This window comes from Marinoscillum sp. HNIBRBA16962 (assembly GCF_057801515.1).
This window is the reverse complement of record NZ_CM173603.1, coordinates 5987104-6006322: the sequence shown is the minus strand read 5'-3', so window position 1 is coordinate 6006322 and position 19219 is coordinate 5987104. Positions and strand designations below refer to the sequence as shown.

The following is a 19219-nucleotide window of genomic DNA, read 5'->3' as shown; positions in this document are numbered from 1 at the left end:
ATTGAGAATAAAAAACTCAGAAACTTGACACCCAAGAAGACATTATCAAACTGGCTGACAAACCGGTATCTACTGATCATCCGAAACGAGGAGAACTTTGCGGAGAAGAAGACTATCAGCTTCAATTTCGCTCGTGTTATCCTTCTTTTTGCGGGTATTTTTGTGGTATTGATTTCTTTGTCAGTTTACCTGGTAACCTTTGTTCTGGAGCAGTGGCTGGATCCGCGTTTTGCCATGATGCAGTCTAACCGTCAGTTGGTGGATCTTACGATGAAGATCGATTCTCTGGAATATCAACTGTCTATACAGGATCAGTACGTGGACAATATCAAAAGAGTCGTAGGTGGGGATATAGAAGCACTTAATACTCTAGAAGCAGGTCGTGAGCCAGCCGACTTTAATCCCTCTGAAATTCAGCTGGGCGAATCGATTCCGCCTATCGATTCACAGTTTCGGGCAGAATTTGAGAAAGAGGATCTGGGGATACTGACTTATCAAAACTCCAGGTCAGATGAGTTCAGGGAGCTATTTCTTTTTACACCGATGGATGGGATTGTTACTGATGAGTTTAATCCCAAAGCGGATCATTACGGTACGGATATCGTGGCTAAGGAAAATGAACCGGTAAAATGTGTAGCTGACGGAGTGGTTATTTTTTCTTCATGGACCTTAGATAGTGGCTATGTGATTGGTATTCAGCACAGTGGCAATCTCATATCCGTGTATAAGCACAATTCGGAATTATTAAAAAACGTTGGTAATTTTGTGAGTGGAGGAGAAATAATTGCTATAATTGGGAATACGGGAGAACTTACTTCAGGTCCGCATCTCCATTTTGAGTTGTGGCACAATGGTAACCCCGTTAATCCACAAGAATATGTCGCCTTTTAAATTCGTACATCAATTTTTAAAAAAGAAATGTTTAACAAACAGGAAAAGAAAGTGGCAGAAGATCTAAGTAATTCAAGCAACATCATTGGTAAAGGAACCATCCTTGAAGGGAATCTTGAGACCTTTGGGAACATCAGAATAGAGGGCAAGGTGGTTGGAAATATTAAAACGAAAACCAAGGCGGCCTTTGGAGATTCTTCTCAGGTAGAGGGTAGTGTACTCGCACAAAATGCAGAAATAGCCGGGCATATTTCCGGAACAGTGGAGGTTACTGAAGTCCTGGTACTGAAGCCTACCGCTGTGATAGACGGTGATATTATTACCAACAAGCTTATTGTAGAATCTGGCGCTACATTTAATGGTAGCTGCAAAATGGGAGTGAAAAGTAAGGAGATAAAGATAGGGAAGGTTGAAGGACAAGAAGAAAAACCGCTCCTTAAAGCCCAATCCTGAGAAAGGTAATGATTATGCTCGGTTAACGAGCATAACTTTTGAGCTACTCTCCTTAAATTTGGGGATTATCCTTGGGGGTTATTACCTCGATCGTGAGATAGGGTTTGAAATCCCCTGGATTCTTATTTTATCTATCTTCCTGTCTGTGGCTGCAACCATTTATTATTTGCTTAAGAAGTTTGGTTCATGAAGAAATACCTGATCGCTACATTCCTGATCTCTGTTTTCTTCATAGTAGCATATTATCTAGAGGCGGGTGACTGGTTGTCCATAGATCTTCATGAAAAATTTCCAGGGCTGGTTATCTTTTTTTTCGCCCAGTCAATCATTGTTTCATGGATGTTTTATCAGGCTGAAAAAAATGAATGGAAGACTCCGCTTTATGCACTTGGAGCGATTACATTCAGACTAATGACAGCCCTGTTCTTTCTCGTGATATTATTCATGCTGAAGCTGGATAATATAAAATCCCTCATGATCCAGTTTATAGCCCTTTACTTGGTTTATTTAATCTTTGAATTATTTGCTGTATTACCTAACTTGCGGCGGAATTGAGGAGTGAACCCAATAGCAATGAATAAAAATCGGAGTAACGTCTTGTCTAAGTTTTTGAAATTCAGCAGCTTATTTCTTATTGTTTCAGTGCTTTCGGCAGTTCCGGCGCTTGCGTCCGGTGGAGACGAGGAAGGGGAGAAATTTGATCCGAGTGAAATGATCAATCACCACATCAGTGATGCTCATTCATGGGAGATATTTCACGGGTTTACGGTACACCTTCCGGTTATTATTTACTCCGAAGAAAATGGTCTGGATATATTCTCCTCCGGCAACTTTTATGATGAGGATCATAATGTAGTTCCTTACAAAGGTTATGTGATGGAGCATGAGCACATTACCCTTGCTGACGGGGAGCATGTTATAGACCTGTCAATTACGAAAAATGTACTATTTCTGCTTATAAATTCGACTGTTTTGATTCTGATTTTTCTTGCAGTAGCCAGGGGATATAAAAAGAACGCAGGTGGGCCTCCAAGGGGAATACAGTCCTTTTTCGAGCCTATAATCATTTATGTCAGAGATGAGATAGTAAAGCCAAACATTGGCCCCAAGTACGAAAGGTACCTTCCTTACCTGATGACATTGTTTTTCTTTATCTGGTTCGGGAATCTTTTGGGGCTGCTTCCCGCAGCTGCAAACTTAACAGGCAACATTGCGGTTACGCTGACATTGGCTGTTTTCAGCCTTATAATCACACTGATTTCAGGGAATAAAACCTATTGGTCACATATTTTTGATCCGCTGGGTAGTAGTATGAGTTGGGTGGCCAAGGTACCTCTTTATATGATCCTTGTGCCCATTGAGATCATTGGAATATTTACAAAGCCATTTTCACTGATGGTACGACTTTTTGCAAACATTACTGCAGGTCATATCATCATCTTAAGCATAATAAGTCTTACGTTCATTGCGCAGAGCATAGCTGTGGGAGTTGCCGCTACCATTTTTGCTACCGTTATGAACATGCTGGAATTGTTTGTGGCCTTGCTGCAGGCATATATTTTCACCCTCCTTTCTGCTATGTATTTTGGGCAGGCAGTAGAGGAGCATCATTAATGAATCTTTTATTTTAAACCATATAAATTAGATTAATCATGGGAGCAATTGGAGCAGGTTTAGCAGTACTGGGAGCAGGTCTTGGTATCGGTATGATCGGTAAAGGAGCTACTGAAAGTATTGCCAGACAACCAGAAGCAGCCGGCAGAATCCAGACTGCAATGATTATTGCAGCAGCCTTGATAGAAGGTGTTGCACTATTTGCAGCTGTAATCGGATTCTTGTCTATCGGATCTTAAGCATTCTAAACCCAACCTGATCTTGATAGCATTAGGCTTCAGGATCAGGTTTATTATCAGGCACAATAACAATTAAAATATGGTTCATCCGGAGATAGGATTAATAATTTGGCAGACGATCGTTTTCCTTGTAGTATTTGGAATTCTGGCTGTATTTGTATGGAAACCGATCGCGGGCGCATTAAAAGCTCGAGAAAGTAAAATAGAGGACTCATTACGAGCAGCTGACCTGGCGAAAGAAGAGATGGAGCAGATCAAAGCAGATAATGAATACCTGCTTCAGGAAGCTCGTACAGAACGCGATAAGATATTGAAAGAGGCGATTTCAGCAGCTAACAGGATCAAGGAAGAAGCAAAAAGTGAAACCTCTGTGATTGCGGATAAGATGATTGCGGATGCAAAGGCTAGCATCGAATCTGAGAAAAAATCAGCGCTGAAAGAGGTAAAAGACCTGGTAGCTAGTCTCTCTTTGGAAATTGCCGAGAAAGTGATCAGAGAAAAGCTCTCAGATGACAAATCGCAAAAAGCGCTGGTAGATAAATTCCTCAAAGACGTAAAAGTAAACTAAGATGTCGATTACCAGAATAGCAAAGAGGTATGCCAAGCCATTGTTGGAGCTGGCTGAAGAGAAGAAGGTGCTGGAAGAGGTACGTGATGACATGGCTAATTTTTCTGAGATATGCGATGCTAACAGAGAGTTTTTGCTCATGCTGAAAAGCCCAATCATACCTCATCTCAAAAAAGCAGCTATTCTCAAGGCTATTTTTGGTGAAAAGGTAAATCAGCTTACTGCACAGTTTTTTGATATTGTGACCAGGAAGAAACGGGAGAAGTTTTTACCTGATATTGCCAGTGAATTTGTAATTCTTTATAACGCAAAAATGGGCTTCCAGGAAGCCACTGTCACTACTACAATTGCTTTGGATGATGCTTTGCGCAAATCATTTGAAAAACTTGTAACCGACATTACTGGTAAGAAGCCAAAACTTAATGAAAAAATAGACCCGAATCTGGTTGGGGGTTATATCCTTCAGCTGGGTGACCGTCAGATAAATGAAAGCATTAGTGGTCAGCTAAGAGACCTGAAATTGAAATTTCAAAGAGAAACGATTTAATAAACCTGCCCGAAAAGGCACAAATAATAATATAAGACTATGGCAGATGTTCGACCTGATGAAGTCTCGGCAATACTAAGAGAGCAACTATCCGGCTCTAAAACGGAGGCTGAGCTTGAAGAAGTAGGAACTGTTCTTCAGGTAGGAGACGGTGTGGCGCGTATCTATGGTTTAACTCAGGCACAGGCTGGAGAGCTTTTGGAGTTCGAAAATGGCCTGAAAGCAATGGTTTTGAACCTGGAGGAAGATAACGTGGGCGCTGTACTTCTTGGAGAGTCAGCTGAGATCAAAGAAGGTGATACTGTAAAAAGGACCGGGCTAATTGCCTCTATTAAAGTAGGTGACGGTATGTCCGGCAGAGTGGTAGACACACTGGGAAATCCGATAGACGGCAAAGGAGCAATAGAAGGTGAGCTTTTCGAAATGCCTATCGAGCGAAAAGCTCCCGGAGTGATCTATCGTGAGCCTGTGAGTGAGCCTTTGCAGACAGGTATCAAAGCGATCGACTCCATGATCCCGATTGGTAGAGGCCAGCGTGAGTTGATCATCGGTGATCGTCAGACTGGTAAGACTGCCGTGGCGATTGATACCATTATCAATCAGAAAGAATTTTATGACCGGGGAGAGCCTGTATACTGTATTTATGTAGCGGTAGGCCAGAAAGCTTCTACCGTAGCAGGAATACAAGCCGCGCTGGAGAAAGCCGGCGCTATGGCATACACTACGATTGTGAGTGCTGCAGCTTCTGACCCTGCCCCTATGCAGTTCTTTGCTCCTTTTGCCGGAGCAGCTATTGGTGAGTATTTCCGCGATACCGGTCGTCCGGCTCTCGTGGTATACGATGACCTTTCCAAGCAGGCTGTTTCTTATCGTGAGGTATCTCTTCTACTCAGAAGGCCTCCGGGACGAGAAGCATACCCAGGAGATGTATTTTACCTTCACTCCAGATTGCTTGAGCGTGCAGCCAAGATCATTAACAATGATGAAATTGCCTCTCAAATGAACGATCTGCCTGAGCCTCTTAGGGGTAAGGTAAAAGGAGGTGGTTCTTTAACAGCCCTTCCTATTATCGAGACACAGGCTGGTGACGTGTCGGCTTATATCCCTACCAATGTGATCTCAATCACAGATGGTCAGATATTCCTTGAGACAAACCTCTTTAACTCAGGTATCCGTCCGGCTATCAACGTGGGTATCTCTGTATCCCGAGTGGGTGGTTCGGCTCAGATCAAGTCCATGAAAAAGGTGGCAGGTACGCTTAAGCTTGACCAGGCGCAGTTCCGGGAGCTTGAAGCTTTCTCAAAATTCGGTTCTGATCTGGATGCTGCTACAAAGCGAACGATAGACAGAGGTAGAAGAAACCAGGAAATTTTGAAGCAGGCTCAATACTCTCCCGTACCGGTAGAGGAGCAGGTGGCCATCATCTACGTTTCTACTAAAGGCTTCCTGGATAAAGTGCCCGAGGTAAAAGTGAAGGAGTTTGAATCTGACTTTATTAATGTTTTAAGAGCTGAAAACAAAGACGTTTTAGAATCGCTAAAGGCTGGAAAACTGGAAGAATCTGCAACAGATAAGCTTGCAGAAGTAGCTAAAGGTCTGGCAGCGCGCTATAACTAAGAATAACCCAAATGGCGAACCTTAAAGAAGTAAAAGGAAGAATTCAGTCGGTCACATCGACCCAGCAGATCACAAAAGCCATGAAAATGGTAGCTGCAGCCAAGCTGAGAAGAGCGCAGGATCGTATCATACAGATGCGTCCTTACTCTAAGAAGCTAACTGCGATCATACAGAATGTGGCCGCCGGAGTGGATAGTGATCAGGTAGAAAATCCGTTTGCTGAATCCAGAGAGGCCAATAATGTACTTTTGGTAGTGGTATCCTCTGACAGAGGTCTCTGTGGTGCTTTTAACAGCAGTATCTTTAAGTATACAAAAGCTGTAATCGCTGAAAAATATTCCAGTCAGGAGGCTGCCGGAAATGTGACTTTATTGCCAATAGGGAAAAAGGCTTACGATCACTTTTCTAAAAGAGGGTACAATGTAATCGACGAGTATGCCGGTCTTTTTGGTAGTCTTGATTTCACTCACGTGATGGAGGCTGCTGAGTTTGCCATGAACGGATTTATTGCCGGAGATTTTGATTCAGTAGAGATCATTTTTAATGAATTTAAGAATGTAGCTACTCAAATCGTACGAGCCGAACAGTTCCTGCCTTTGACTACAGTAGTGGATGAGGAGGAAGCAGAGAACAGCAATTCAAATGATTACCTGTTTGAACCGAGCAAAGAGTTTATTTTTTCTGAAGTCATTCCAAAATCACTGAAGATCCAGTTTTACAAAGCACTTCTGGAATCTAACGCTTCTGAGCAAGGCGCCCGTATGACAGCCATGGATCAGGCGACAGATAATGCGGGAGAACTGCTTAAGGAACTTAGACTGACTTATAACCGAACTCGTCAGGCTGCAATTACCAAGGAGATCCTTGAGATTGTGGGAGGCGCTGAGGCGCTCTCACAGGGAGGATAAGTGGTTCGTTCCTGATGGAAGTTTTATACAGATATTTCAGATGGCTCTCATTAGATGTGGTAATGGGAGCCATTTTTGTTTTAGCATATCTGGGCAAATATTATGAGGTCCATCTCCCCTTTTCTGTTTACGTTGCTTTAGGCGCAGCAATTTGGCTGATCTATACTACCGACCATCTGATAGACGCCCGAAAAGTAGCGTCTCCCTCCAGTCCCCGTCATCGGTTTCACAAGGAGCACTTTAGCTGGCTGATTATTATTTCAGGTCTGGTACTTATCTGTGGTTTGGTTAATATGGTCTTTTTGCCTGAGGTTGTCATCAGAAATGGTGCCTTGCTTTCGGCAGGTTGTGTTGGGTACCTGGTCCTGGTTTTTGTTGCGAAAAAGCTGTGGGTGAAAGAGCTGATTGTAGCAGTAGCTTATGCTGTGGGAATTTTTTTAGGGCCGGCCTCATTGGCACAGCGTATTGCATTTATTGATGTGCTGTACTGCAGCCAGCTGGCCATGATAGCTTTGATCAACCTCATGATCTTTTCTTTCTATGACCAGAAACGGGATCGGCAGGATGGCTTTGGTTCTTTGGTTATTACAGTTGGGACCAAATATGCTTCATGGCTCATTCATGGGATGTGCTTGCTGAGTATTTCATGCAGTTTGAGTCTTGTCACTTTATTTAACTCACCTCTTCAGTTTTTATACCTGCTGATGTCAGTAGTACTTTACGGGGTATTTCTCGTGCCTGCTGCCTCTTATAAGGATCGATTCAGAGTCATTGGTGATGGCGTATTTTATCTCCCGATCTTATTTGTTTTGTGACCAAAGTATTTGGTTATGAAAAACAACTTTGATTTTATAGCCAGGTTTTACGACGGACTTGCTGATCTGGTGTTTGGGAAAATGTGGGAACATGTCCAGTTAGCGCCGGTACGTAATCTTAAACCCGATGCTAAAGTCCTGATCGCAGGAGGTGGTACAGGAAGGATCTTGCCCTGTTTGCAGAGGACTCATCAGGTGGTTTTTCTTGAGCTGTCTGAGACAATGATGAAGCTGGCAAAAGAGCGGGAAAGCGATGCAAACATCACATTTATCCAGGATGATTACCTCGAGTGGCGAACTGACGAATCTTTTGACGCAGTTATTTTTCCTTTTTTCCTGGATTCGTTTCATGCGAGTAATCTTAAAAAGATACTGGCCAAAGCCAAAGATTTACTTGCAAGCGGTGGACAGCTTCATGTTGTGGACTTTCAAAAAGGCAAGGCTTTTCAGCAGCTTATTGTGTGGCTGATGTATCGCTTTTTTAACATAACAGCAAGGTTGGAAGCCCGCAGGCTAAACAATATTCATCAGTTTATTATGGAATCGGGCTACGATATGGATTTTGAGGAGAGCTACCTCGGGAGTTGGATTTTTTACCGTATGTATACTATTTAGGTAGCTAAATGACTGCAAAAACATGGTTATTGCAGTCATAATTTTTTAAATTTAGAGAAGCCAACCCTGATTAACTTAAAAAATCCAACGTAACCTTCAGTCCTATGTGCTTTGTTAAAACTATCACGTGCGGATTTCTTTTAGTCATTTCCGCATTTACATACAGTCAGAACACTGTCAGGATCAGTGTAGATGCAGCTAAATCTCAGGGAACTCTGAAGCCAATCTGGGCTTATTTCGGGTATGACGAGCCCAACTATACCTACATGAAAAATGGGAAGAAACTACTTTCCGAGATAGCTGAGCTCAGCAGTGTGCCTGTGTACGTAAGAGCTCATAACCTGCTTACTACCGGAGATGGAGAAGCAGGTCTTAAGTGGGGGTCGACCAATGCTTACACTGAAGATGAAGACGGAAATCCTGTCTATGACTGGACGATCGTTGATCAGATCTTTGATACCTACGTGGAGCGGGGCATGAAGCCCCTTGTGGAGATGGGATTTATGCCAAAAGCACTGTCTGAGAAACCCGAACCATACAGGCACCAATGGGATATTACTAAAACCTATGAAAATATCTTTACCGGGTGGACATATCCGCCAAAGAATTATGAGAAATGGGCCGAATTGATCTATCAGTGGGTGAAGCATTCCATAGATCGGTATGGGCAGGAGGAGGTTGAGACCTGGCTGTGGCAGGCCTGGAATGAACCCAATATTGGTTACTGGTCAGGTAAGAAAGAAGAGTATTTTGAGCTTTACGATTACTCGGTAGACGCAGTGAGGCGCGCATGCCCCAAATGTAAGGTTGGAGGGCCACACACTACGGGTCCTCGCTGGTCAAAAGCCTATGACTACCTCATTGATTTCATTGATCATGTATTGGAAGGGGAAAACTATGCGACAGGAGAAACCGGAGCACCTCTGGATTTTATTGCTTACCATGCTAAAGGGAGTCCTGAAGTGGTAGATGATCATGTGCAGATGAATATGGCGCCTCAGCTGATGGATATTGTCAGAGGGTTTGATGCGGTAAATCTCTACCCGCAGCTGGAGGGAATACCCATTATCATCGGGGAGTGTGATCCGGAGGGGTGCGCTGCATGCTCTGAAAAGACCAACCCACAAAATGGTTATCGTAATGGCACCATGTACTCCAGCTACACAGCTTCTTCTTTTGCCAAGATCTATGATATCGCTGATGCGTATGGTGTTAATCTTGAGGGGGCACTGAGCTGGTCTTTCCAGTTTGAGGATCAGGACTGGTTTGATGGTTTTCGTTCGCTTGCTACCAATGGAGTAGATAAGCCGGTTTTGAATGTTTTTCGGATGTATGGGATGATGGGTGATGACAGACTGGTTGTTTCGTCTACCGGAGCTTTGGGCTGGGAAAAGGTACTGCACGATGGTGTAAAAGAGGATCCTGATATCGATGCACTAGCCAGTCGATCGGAAAATTCGGTGACCGTTGTGGTCTGGAACTATCACGATGATGACCTTCCGGCACCAGACGCAGCAATAAATTTGGAATTAACCTCTTTGCCTAACGGAAGAGCTACAGTGGAACATTTCAGGATAGATGAAACTCACAGCAATGCCTATACGCTCTGGAAAAAAATGGGCAAGCCACAAAACCCATCAGCGGAGCAATACAAACAGCTTGAAAAGGAAGGCAGGCTTGAAGAACTACAGCCGCCAAAGAAGATCCGGGTTGAAGAAGGAAAATACACCCTGGATTTTGAACTGCCCAGACAGGGAGTGTCATTGGTCACGCTAAGCTGGTGATCAGATCAAATTGATCTCGGATAACTCTCGTCCGATTTCATGAATGCCATTAAGAATCTTTTCTGTTTGTTTGGCTGATGGTTTCTTTTTTCCCTGAACGTATTGGGAGAGTAAGGTGGGGTTCATGCCGATCTTTTCAGCCAGGAAAGAAGCATTCAAAACCCGATAGTATTGAAAGAATTGTTTCAGGTCAATCTGAAGATCAATGTCTGATGGGGAAATGCTTACATTTTGATCTTGAAATAGCAGCTCTAAAGCTTCTACAAGGTTATTTCCCAGCTCAGTAATGGACTTACCGGTTGTGTACACTCCTAAATCATCAATATAGCTAGAAAAACCGGTATCCGTCTTTTCTACTATTGCTGTGTATTTAGTATTCATTTCAAACCTGCCTTCTTTAAAATAGAATTTGCTGTTCCTGTTGCCATTTCTGAAGATCCGTGATTAGGAAAGATGATGATTCCTTCCTTTGTATCGTGTTTCAGTTTAATATGTGATCCCTTTTGGGAAATGGCAAACCAACCATCTTTTTTGAGCATCTTTAACAGCTCATTACATTTCATGGAGAAAAGTTTAAGATTATAAATTCATTTACAAAACTCTACGCAAAATGTTTCTCCAAATATGACCTAAAGGTAAATAATTATTTACTTTTTGCCAAGACTAGTTTTGGCTTATTCCTCATGTCCCTAAACCCAATCAAAAAGTAGTTCCCACCATCCTTAAGTTTGTATTTCTTCTTAAGCTCCTCTGGCTTTAGCGGATAGTTTTTAGTGATGACATTCGCTTGCTTAAGCTTTTTGAGTTCTGCTTTGTCAGGGGAATGATTGAATACTTTGAATATGCGACCCGGAAAATCCTGGATTAATTGGTCACTGGTATAAAGATGCGTGTTAGCAGCTAATTTTTTAATTGGATATTTCGCAGTAATGCTCTTGAATGCACCGGCTTTTAAAATGGAGGCATTGGGATCATAGAGGTAATCAGATACCTCATCAAAATCAACCTGTATCTTCTTTTCCTTGCTTAATTGAAACCTGAATATTTCTGCTTTAGAGTCGGCCAAATTAGTACAGATGATCTCCGGCTCGGGCACTTCCCTGGTAAAGTCCATTAAAAACAGCACCTCTTTACATTCATTTTTGATGCTCAACACATGTATTTCGGCAACATGATCCAATTCAGCCAAACCCTTGCTGATGTCAATCAATGGAGCAGCCTTCACTAAAACGCTATCTGCCTTTTCTTCAAGTAGTGGAAGGAGGCTGGCGAGACTTGGAGAGCAATCTGCAAACCGAAAGACTTTCCTCTGCAGGGCATCTCTTCGTGCCGGGTCAATGAAGAAAGTAGCTTTTCCCTTAAAGTTTTCCATGACCTCTTCCGCTGTGGAGTGTTTCACCTCAATGTTTTTTTCACCGAGAAGCAAGCTATTGTGTGAAAAGAGAGCGCAGAGCCAGGAGTCTCTTTCCACGTATGTGACATATTCAAACCCATGACTTAAAGCGAGAGTATCCACTCCCATACCACCGGTGAGATCAATCAAGTGTTTTCCGGATATAATGCCTGCTTTATATGCGGCTGCTTCTTCAGAGGAAGACTGCTCTACGGATAGTGGTGGCGGAAGTATGATGCCCTTCTGAGCAACCCACCCGGGCAATTTTGTTTTGGCTTTTCTTCTACTAATGAGTTGATCTGCTACCAACCTGCTTTGCGCCTTGCTCCACTCTTTCGGGGGATTCAAGATCACATCTATCGGATCAGTGTCCCTGTGCTCGGAAAGATACCTTCTCACCTTATCGGATTGCAGAAATTCAATCGGCTCCATATCGTAAAGCTAGCAACAAATATTCACCTTGATTTGCAGGAGATAAATTAAAGTTATATATTTAAGAAAATTATATATTATGTATAGGGAATATATCAAAGGAACCATAAAAACCATTGTTTTAAAGTTGCTTTCCGAGAAAAAAAAGATGTATGGGTATGAGATTAGTCAGCGAGTGAAGGAGCTATCCTCGGGGGACATAGAACTTACCTACGGCGCACTCTACCCGATTCTATACAAACTGGAGAAGGATGGCTTCCTGACCACTGATTCAGAGATTGTGGACGGACGAGTACGCAAATACTACTCTCTGACCAAATCGGGGAGTAAGGCAGCTAAGGAAAAAGTGGCGGAACTGCAGGAGTTTTTAGAGAGCATTAAAAAGATTCTCAGCTCTTCATCAGGATTAAGTTTAAACACATGGGGAATCTAACTAAAGAACAGATTGATCACATATCTCAGGAGCTGGATCGGCAGGGGATCACATTCGAACCACTTAAATCCGAGCTCCTGGATCACCTCATTTGTGATGTCGAAATTCAAGTTGAACAGGGCCAGGATTTTACTAGTGCATGGGAATCAGTAAACCATCAAATCCCTGAAAATCATTTGTCCAACATTCAAAACGAAACCATGATACTACTCAAGAAAAAAATCAATCCGGTCAGGGTATTTTCCATATTATCGATACTATTTCTGGCTTTCGCAACATTGTTTAAAACCCTCCACCTTCCAGGTGCCGGGGTCTTACTTTTTTCATTTTTTATAGGATCAGCAGCCACACTACTTATTGAATCTATTAGAAGTATTTATCTCTACAGGGACCTGAAAGGACGATGGATCATCTTACTAACTACGCTCCAGGTGATCGTATTTATTGCCGGATTGGTATTTAAAGTGCTTCACTTACCAGGAGCAGGTGCTCTCCTTCTTTTTTCTATCATTGGATTGAGTATATTCTTCCCAGCCGTATCTATTTATTTCTACCTATCCCGACAAAGATTAAAGGATTATCTCATTATTCGGATGATTGAGAATAACCAAAAAGGCCTGGAAAATATTGCCCTTGTATTGATCGGCTTTGGGTTGATTTACAATCTGTTTTCATCGCCAATGGGCGATCCGCAGAATGTGGGAGGTGTTATGTTTTTCATCTTTTCTGTTGTGTTGATCGGGATGTATGCCTTCACCCTTACCTGGTCCCATTTTGCGAGCAGGGAAGGACTAAAGCCGGTATCAGACCTGTTATTGCTGATTTTTTCTTCCATTGCGTTTGTCGGCTTTATGATGCCGGTGATCATAGGCTCGAAAGACTATTTTGTACTGCGGAATGTGATGGCCTATACCCCGGCGATCATTTTCTGTACCATTGTAGCGGTCCATTACCTGGGCTTTTCCGGGGTTAAGGACCGAATAACCCTGGGCACATTAAGTGGATTGCTCATAGGCTATCCCTTATTGCGTATGGCCATCAAGTTGGGATGGTTTGACGGGACACTGGAAGGCCTGATCTCTGATTCGTCTTTTGTATATGGCTTTGCCGTATTTTTATTGATATTGCTAATTGTCTACCGAAAGGAAAAGTTTTTTAAGGCGATGGTAATGCTCACACTTGCCTCTCATATGATCCCTACTTTATAAATAAAAAAGGCTGTTAGCATCAACTAACAGCCTTTTTTGTGAAATTTATCCTTATTCTGGTTATAAAACCAGACTATTCTCAATCACGAACTCAGCGATCTGTACCGCATTGGTTGCTGCGCCTTTCCGCAGGTTATCTGCCACGATCCACATGTTGAGGGTTTTGGGCTGTGTCTCATCTCTCCGGATACGCCCTACGAATACCTCATCCTTTCCGTGTGAGTTGATAGGCATAGGATAAACGTTATTTGCAGGATCGTCCTCCACAATGACACCCGGTGTCCTGGCCAATATACTCCTTACCTCAGCAACGTCATATTCCTCCTCAAATTCGATATTGACCGCTTCCGAGTGACCTCCCATGGTAGGGATACGTACACAGGTGGCAGTAACTTTCACATTGTCGTCACCCAGGATCTTTTTGGTCTCGTTGACCATCTTCATTTCCTCTTTGGTGTAGTCGTTTTCCAAAAACACATCGATGTGCGGAAGGACGTTCATGTCGATCTTGTATGGGTAGGCCATTTCTCCATCTTTGCCTACACGCTCATTCATCATCTGGTCTACGGCATTTTTACCTGTACCCGTCACAGACTGGTAGGTAGAAACCACAATTCTTTTGATACCGTATCGCTCATGCAAAGGCGCTAGCGCCAGCACCATCTGGATCGTGGAGCAGTTAGGGTTGGCAATGATCCGGTCATCAATGCGAAGGTCACTACCATTGATCTCCGGTACCACCAGCTTTTTGGTCGGGTCCATTCTCCATGCGGACGAATTGTCAATGACCACCGTGCCATTTTCGGCAAACTTTGGCGCCCACTCTTTGGAAGTACTACCACCGGCTGAGAAGAGGGCAATATCCGGTTTCTGAGCTACAGCATCTGCCATGGAAATTACCTTGTAGGTCTTGCCCTTAAAAGTGATTTCCTTACCCACAGAGCGCTCTGAAGCGACTAACAACAACTCATCGAAAGCGACATTTCGCTGATCGATTACTTTTAAGATCTCCTGGCCTACCAATCCGGTAGCGCCTACAACAGCAATTTTCATAACTTTTCTTAAATTACAATCTTCGTTTTTAGAACATTATTTTATTTTTTCAATAGAACGGCGAATTTAATATAAGATGCGGTTAAGACCCACACTTCTATCAATTTTCCTCTTTCTAAGTGTTTACGGATTTTCCCAGATTAACGATGACTTTGCGGATGGGGATTTTACCACGGCCGTTTGCTGAAAACAGATTTTTTTAGATTTATGGTTCATAATAAAACCGGAGGCAATCGAAATTCATACCCATGTAGCAATAAATGACTTGATTAGAGTAGAAGAAGGGGGTAAAAAGCATTAATTTGAAGAATCAAAACATCTTAGAGATATAAATGAGAGAATGGAAAGAGCTAATTGAACGGAATCTGCAAAAACAGAATAACAGTGTTGCCAAAATCAACATTGATAAAGCAACTGTTCAATATTCTGAGAAAATAAAGTTAAACAGAGTATTAAAATCGTTGACAGGTGATGAAGAAATTGTAAGAGCATTTTTAATTGACAGATTAGTAAATGAACTAGATTACAAACCTGACAATATAGAGATTGAAAAAGAGTATTCTGTAAAAGCAGGGCACGGGAAGCTTTCACCAAGAATTGACATTGTCGTTAAGGACGAAAATGGAAATCCATTCTTTTTCATTGAAGTCAAAGCACCTGATAAATACGAGAAAGAGAAATCCGAAATCGAAGGACAACTTTTTTCATTAGCTCAAGCAGAAGAAAAGGACTTTAAAACTAAGGTTCAATATTTGGTTTACTATACTGCTGACCTTCAGGAAGAAGGAATTTTAGATAAAGCAATCATTATAGATTTTGAAAAGTACCCCAACTATACGGACTGGGAAAATGACGGCTTTATTTCTATTGCTACAGGATTAACCGCAGGCTATGGTGAGCCGAAAAAACAACCTTTAATCAAAGGACACCAAAAGCACGATTTAAGAACTAAAATAAATCGTGAAGAAATTGAAGGTTTAGGAAAAAACCTACATAACGTACTTTGGGGCGGTGGTGGAACGAACGATAGTGAAATCTTTTATTCTCTCGTAAACATTATACTTGCCAAAATCCAAGATGAATACGAAAAGGAAGACGATCAAGAGTATGACTTTCAAATTTACCAATACGGAAGCCACCTTGAGAGTCCTGAGAAAATCTATGAGCGGACTAACCAACTTTACAAACGAGCTTTAAAGGAGCAACTCAATGTTTCCGAACAGCAAAAAATAGATGATGACAATGTTATAAACAGGAATAAGTTTCCATTAAATAAGCTCATTTACACAGTTCAAGCATTAGAGAGTTTTTCATTTTTAGAAGGTCGTAGCTCATTGGACGGCAAAGATATTTTAGGTGACTTTTTTGAAAGTATTACCAGAGACGGGTTTAAGCAAACCAAGGGACAATTCTTCACGCCAACTCCAATTGTGAATTTCTTACTTTATGCTTTGCAATTGGATGATTTGGCAATTGACCGTTTAAATAGTGACCGAGAATTACCTTTCATCATTGACCCTTCGGCTGGTAGTGGAACCTATTTAGTAGAAGCAATGAAGCTCATTACCAAGGAATTAAAGTATAAGCAAAAAGGTAAACTCAAATCAAGCCGACAAATCGAACAACGCTTTGAAGAACTTTTCACGCCTGACCATGCTGAGAATAAATGGGCAAGAGAATATTTGTACGGTTCTGAGATCAACTTTGACCTAGGCACAGCTTCAAAAGTAAATATGATTCTGCATGGTGACGGATCAACCAACATTTTTGTAAAAGATGGATTGCTCCCTTTTCGTTTCTATGTGAAAGAAACCTCCCCTAACTTTTTAGAAACTGCGAGTGCCGAAACCCTTTACAAGGGCAAAGAAGTAAATGCAAAATTCGATGTGGCAATAAGTAATCCACCGTTTAGTGTTGACTTAGATAGGCAAACTCAACGAGAAGTCAAAAATACCTTTATTTTCGGAAACAAAAAGAACTCGGAAAATCTCTTTATTGAACGATACTACCAACTTTTGAAAGAAGGTGGAAGATTGGGGGTTGTCCTTCCCGAAAGTGTTTTTGACACCACAGAAAACAAATATATTCGTCTTTTTTTGTTTAAATATTTCAATGTCAAGGCTATTGTAAGTCTTCCACAAATAACATTTGAACCTTTTACATCAACCAAAACAAGCTTGCTGTTTGCTCAAAAGAAAACCAAAAAACAGGTAGAGGAATGGAATACTCTTTGGGACAAATATGGCAAAGAATGGAGTTTTCTAAAGGTAAGAGTTACAGACTATGTTAAGTATTTCGTCAAGAGAGAAAAACTCAATAAAAAATGGGCGAAGGATGTGGTCCAAGACATTGAAAAAGAAAACCTGAAGAACATCAAAACAAATATTCAACGTTACTTAAAAGACTATATAACTCCTGAAGATGAAGTCTTAGCTGTAAAAGAACTTTTAGAAAAATACGGAGAAGAAATAGACAATATCTCAAAGTATGAGAGAGAAACGGATGTTTTTGGCTTTTATAATGCTTGGTGGGTTTTTGGTGAAGTTGCCAAAGAATTAGATTATGACATTTTTATGGCAGAAGCTGAAAATGTAGGCTTCAAACGAACCAAAAGGGGAGAAAACCCAATGCCTAACGACTTATTCGATTTGGAATATGCACCGTACCAATTAGACACCAAAGACATCATTGAATCGTACGACAAAAATCTAAAAATCTTAAATGATCTCTTGAAAGAAAGCCAAAAAGAGCTCGAGATAAAAGAAAAGAAGGTTGCCGAAAAGGGAACAGAATCGCTAAAAAAGAAAGTCGAAAGAGTCAAAACAGATATCGAAACGCAAAAGAAAAAAATTAAAAGCTTGGAAGCTGAAAAAGATCGAGTAATCGAAATTTTTAAAACCTATTATGATAATGACAAATTAAAAACAGAATATATCGAAAGAATAGATAAAGAGCTAATTAGCCACTTCAAAAATGGTGTTCTTTCTCATTACAAAAGTGATGACATTGTGTTACGCACCACTGAAACTATTACCATATTGGATAACATTAGAAAGGAAGTGAAATGGGAGTAGTTGGATTTAAAACAAAACTCTCAGACCTTAGGTCTGACCAATATTTAAGATGTGATACTGATTTTTTGGAATTCAATAAGTCCGTTGGTACTGCAAATCGTTTTTTAAAGAATTATGTTTCCAATTTCGAAACAGGAAAACCAATAACAAAAGCGGACTATTCAGAAAATGGTGAAGCAACGCGGTATATTCATTTGGTAGTGCGGAACATCAAAAATGGAGTGTTAAACTTAGACGACCCTATTTATATAACTGAAGATAAAGGCGAAGCTCTCAATCAGTTTAAGGTGGAAAGCGACGATATTGTTATCGCTATTTCCGCTAACTGTGGTTCTGCCTTTTACTTTGAACAAAGGATTGAAGATATTCAATTAACGCTCTCTCATTACTTATCAAAATTCAAAGTAAACCCTGACAAACTGAATCCAAGACTTCTAGTTTATTATCTGAATAGTAAAACAATCCAGAAATATTTTAGAGCAACGGAAACGGGTAAAACACAAAAAAACCTTTCAAAAACTTATTTGAAGGAATTACCAATTTTTTTGCCAACTGATATAAATCGCCAAAATGAACTTTTAAAAAAAATAACGTCAATTGAAGGTGAAATAACTAAACTAAACGAACAAGCTTTAAACCCTTTACACATTATTAATAAAATTTTCGGAGAGGCCTTTGGGTTCAATTGGGAAGAGTTTGAAAGCATTAAGCGAGAGAAAACCTACACATCGAGCATTCTGAATTTCGCTAACAATATTGACTGTAGAATGGGTATTCGTTTTCACAATAGGGCAGGTCAATATGTACAAACCTTTTTAGAAGACATAACAAACAAGCGAGTTAAAGATTTTATTTCTGAACCTATCGTTTTAGGAAAAAGTGTATCTCCTAAAGACTATGATGAACACGGAAATTATTTTTATATCGCAATGTCCAATATCAAAACCTGGACATTTGATTCAGAAGACTGCAAAAAAGTTTCGGAGGAGTACGCTTCAAGCAACTTAAATAAGACAGTTAAGAAAGGTGATATTCTTTTGGCTCGTTCAGGTGAAGGAACAATAGGGAAAGTTGCCTTGATTGAAGACGAAGGAATAAATGGAATCTTTGCTGACTTTACTCAAAGGATAAGATTAATCCGGTTTGACCCGTTATGTGCTTACTATTATTTCAGAAGTGACTTTTTCCAATATCTCGTTTACACTCACAAAAAAGGACTTGGTAATAATACAAATATTTTCCCAAGCCAAATAAAGGAATTTCCAATGCCGGATTGGGGAGTAAATAAACAATTAGAAATTGTAGAAACTCTTAAAACTCAGCTTGACAAGCAAAAAGAAATTGGTAGACAAATTGAAGAAAAACAACAAGAGATAAATAAAATAATTGAAGAATCTATAAAACAAGAAAACTAATATGCAAGCACTTCTGACATATGCATTGCTGCAAGTCGGTTAAGCAAAACATTCAACCCAAGACATGTCAATTCTCAGTCTTTCCTGGCTGATCAAACACAGGCTAAGTTAGAAATTGATCCGAAGCATTTGTACCTGGCACATCAAATGCAGCGGAGTA

The 19219-nt window shown here is 41.0% G+C and carries 21 protein-coding genes; 17 read left to right on the top strand and 4 right to left on the bottom strand.

What is annotated here, in order from left to right; translation table 11 throughout:
* The first annotated feature begins 24 nt into the window (after positions 1–24).
* The 13 genes from AC3E9V_RS25020 to AC3E9V_RS24960 all read left to right on the top strand — a co-directional run bounded on the left by AC3E9V_RS25020 (position 25) and on the right by AC3E9V_RS24960 (position 10051).
* Entirely contained in the window at positions 25–891 is an 867-nt protein-coding gene (locus tag AC3E9V_RS25020) for a M23 family metallopeptidase (RefSeq protein WP_488750907.1), read from the top strand.
* A gap of 27 nt (positions 892–918) precedes the next feature.
* Positions 919–1344 (top strand): bactofilin family protein, encoded by a 426-nt coding sequence (locus tag AC3E9V_RS25015; RefSeq protein WP_488750906.1) that lies wholly within the window; start codon positions 919–921, stop codon positions 1342–1344.
* On the top strand, positions 1301–1534 hold the full coding sequence (locus tag AC3E9V_RS25010) for an AtpZ/AtpI family protein (protein WP_488750905.1): 234 nt from the start codon (positions 1301–1303) through the stop codon (positions 1532–1534). Before AC3E9V_RS25015 ends, AC3E9V_RS25010 begins: the two co-directional genes overlap by 44 nt.
* Positions 1531–1899 (top strand): hypothetical protein, encoded by a 369-nt coding sequence (locus AC3E9V_RS25005; RefSeq protein WP_488750904.1) that lies wholly within the window; start codon positions 1531–1533, stop codon positions 1897–1899. The genes AC3E9V_RS25010 and AC3E9V_RS25005 overlap by 4 nt, the downstream gene beginning before the upstream one ends.
* A gap of 18 nt (positions 1900–1917) precedes the next feature.
* Entirely contained in the window at positions 1918–2958 is a 1041-nt protein-coding gene (gene atpB / locus AC3E9V_RS25000; protein WP_488750903.1) for a F0F1 ATP synthase subunit A, read from the top strand.
* 38 nt (positions 2959–2996) lie between these two features.
* Positions 2997–3197: an ATP synthase F0 subunit C gene (atpE, locus tag AC3E9V_RS24995; RefSeq protein WP_488750902.1), complete on the top strand. Its 201-nt coding sequence runs from the start codon at positions 2997–2999 to the stop codon at positions 3195–3197.
* Between the two features lie 79 nt (positions 3198–3276).
* Positions 3277–3765, top strand: a complete 489-nt coding sequence (gene atpF / locus AC3E9V_RS24990) for a F0F1 ATP synthase subunit B (protein WP_488750901.1) — start codon at positions 3277–3279, stop codon at positions 3763–3765.
* A gap of 1 nt (position 3766) precedes the next feature.
* Positions 3767–4312 (top strand): ATP synthase F1 subunit delta, encoded by a 546-nt coding sequence (gene atpH, locus AC3E9V_RS24985; RefSeq protein ID WP_488750900.1) that lies wholly within the window; start codon positions 3767–3769, stop codon positions 4310–4312.
* A 39-nt stretch (positions 4313–4351) separates the two neighbouring features.
* Positions 4352–5929 carry a F0F1 ATP synthase subunit alpha gene (gene atpA, locus AC3E9V_RS24980; RefSeq protein ID WP_488750899.1) on the top strand — a complete coding sequence of 526 codons (1578 nt, stop codon included), beginning with the start codon at positions 4352–4354 and terminating at the stop codon, positions 5927–5929.
* A gap of 11 nt (positions 5930–5940) precedes the next feature.
* Positions 5941–6837 (top strand): ATP synthase F1 subunit gamma, encoded by an 897-nt coding sequence (gene atpG, locus AC3E9V_RS24975; RefSeq protein WP_488750898.1) that lies wholly within the window; start codon positions 5941–5943, stop codon positions 6835–6837.
* Between the two features lie 14 nt (positions 6838–6851).
* On the top strand, positions 6852–7652 hold the full coding sequence (locus AC3E9V_RS24970; RefSeq protein WP_488750897.1) for a UbiA family prenyltransferase: 801 nt from the start codon (positions 6852–6854) through the stop codon (positions 7650–7652).
* A 15-nt stretch (positions 7653–7667) separates the two neighbouring features.
* Positions 7668–8267 carry a class I SAM-dependent methyltransferase gene (locus tag AC3E9V_RS24965; RefSeq protein WP_488750896.1) on the top strand — a complete coding sequence of 200 codons (600 nt, stop codon included), beginning with the start codon at positions 7668–7670 and terminating at the stop codon, positions 8265–8267.
* Between the two features lie 104 nt (positions 8268–8371).
* Complete coding sequence (locus AC3E9V_RS24960; RefSeq protein WP_488750895.1) at positions 8372–10051, top strand: GH39 family glycosyl hydrolase; 1680 nt, start codon at positions 8372–8374, stop codon at positions 10049–10051.
* Here AC3E9V_RS24960 and AC3E9V_RS24955 read toward each other — a convergent pair whose 3' ends face one another.
* The 3 genes from AC3E9V_RS24955 to AC3E9V_RS24945 all read right to left on the bottom strand — a co-directional run bounded on the left by AC3E9V_RS24955 (position 10052) and on the right by AC3E9V_RS24945 (position 11876).
* The gene (locus tag AC3E9V_RS24955; protein ID WP_488750894.1) at positions 10052–10432 is read right to left on the bottom strand and encodes a helix-turn-helix domain-containing protein; all 381 of its coding nucleotides are present in this window, start codon (positions 10430–10432) and stop codon (positions 10052–10054) included. It abuts the gene before it with no gap.
* Positions 10429–10614, bottom strand: coding sequence for a type II toxin-antitoxin system HicA family toxin (locus AC3E9V_RS24950; protein ID WP_488750893.1), 186 nt, complete (start codon positions 10612–10614; stop codon positions 10429–10431). The genes AC3E9V_RS24955 and AC3E9V_RS24950 overlap by 4 nt, the downstream gene beginning before the upstream one ends.
* An 80-nt stretch (positions 10615–10694) precedes the next feature.
* The gene (locus AC3E9V_RS24945; protein ID WP_488750892.1) at positions 10695–11876 is read right to left on the bottom strand and encodes a THUMP-like domain-containing protein; all 1182 of its coding nucleotides are present in this window, start codon (positions 11874–11876) and stop codon (positions 10695–10697) included.
* Between the two features lie 79 nt (positions 11877–11955).
* On the opposite strand from AC3E9V_RS24945, the gene AC3E9V_RS24940 reads away from it, so the two are divergent.
* On the top strand, positions 11956–12309 hold the full coding sequence (locus AC3E9V_RS24940) for a PadR family transcriptional regulator (RefSeq protein ID WP_488750891.1): 354 nt from the start codon (positions 11956–11958) through the stop codon (positions 12307–12309).
* A complete protein-coding gene (locus AC3E9V_RS24935) occupies positions 12297–13517 on the top strand; it encodes a hypothetical protein (protein ID WP_488750890.1) in 1221 nt (406 codons plus the stop codon). Before AC3E9V_RS24940 ends, AC3E9V_RS24935 begins: the two co-directional genes overlap by 13 nt.
* Before the next feature lie 60 nt (positions 13518–13577).
* Here the strand turns inward: AC3E9V_RS24935 and AC3E9V_RS24930 are convergent, their stop codons facing one another.
* Entirely contained in the window at positions 13578–14570 is a 993-nt protein-coding gene (locus AC3E9V_RS24930) for an aspartate-semialdehyde dehydrogenase (protein ID WP_488750889.1), read from the bottom strand.
* Between the two features lie 332 nt (positions 14571–14902).
* Here AC3E9V_RS24930 and AC3E9V_RS24925 point away from each other — a divergent pair, with 332 nt between their 5' ends.
* Entirely contained in the window at positions 14903–17644 is a 2742-nt protein-coding gene (locus tag AC3E9V_RS24925; protein ID WP_488750888.1) for a type I restriction-modification system subunit M, read from the top strand.
* The gene (locus AC3E9V_RS24920; RefSeq protein WP_488750887.1) at positions 17635–19059 is read left to right on the top strand and encodes a restriction endonuclease subunit S; all 1425 of its coding nucleotides are present in this window, start codon (positions 17635–17637) and stop codon (positions 19057–19059) included. Before AC3E9V_RS24925 ends, AC3E9V_RS24920 begins: the two co-directional genes overlap by 10 nt.
* The last annotated feature ends 160 nt before the right edge of the window (positions 19060–19219 follow it).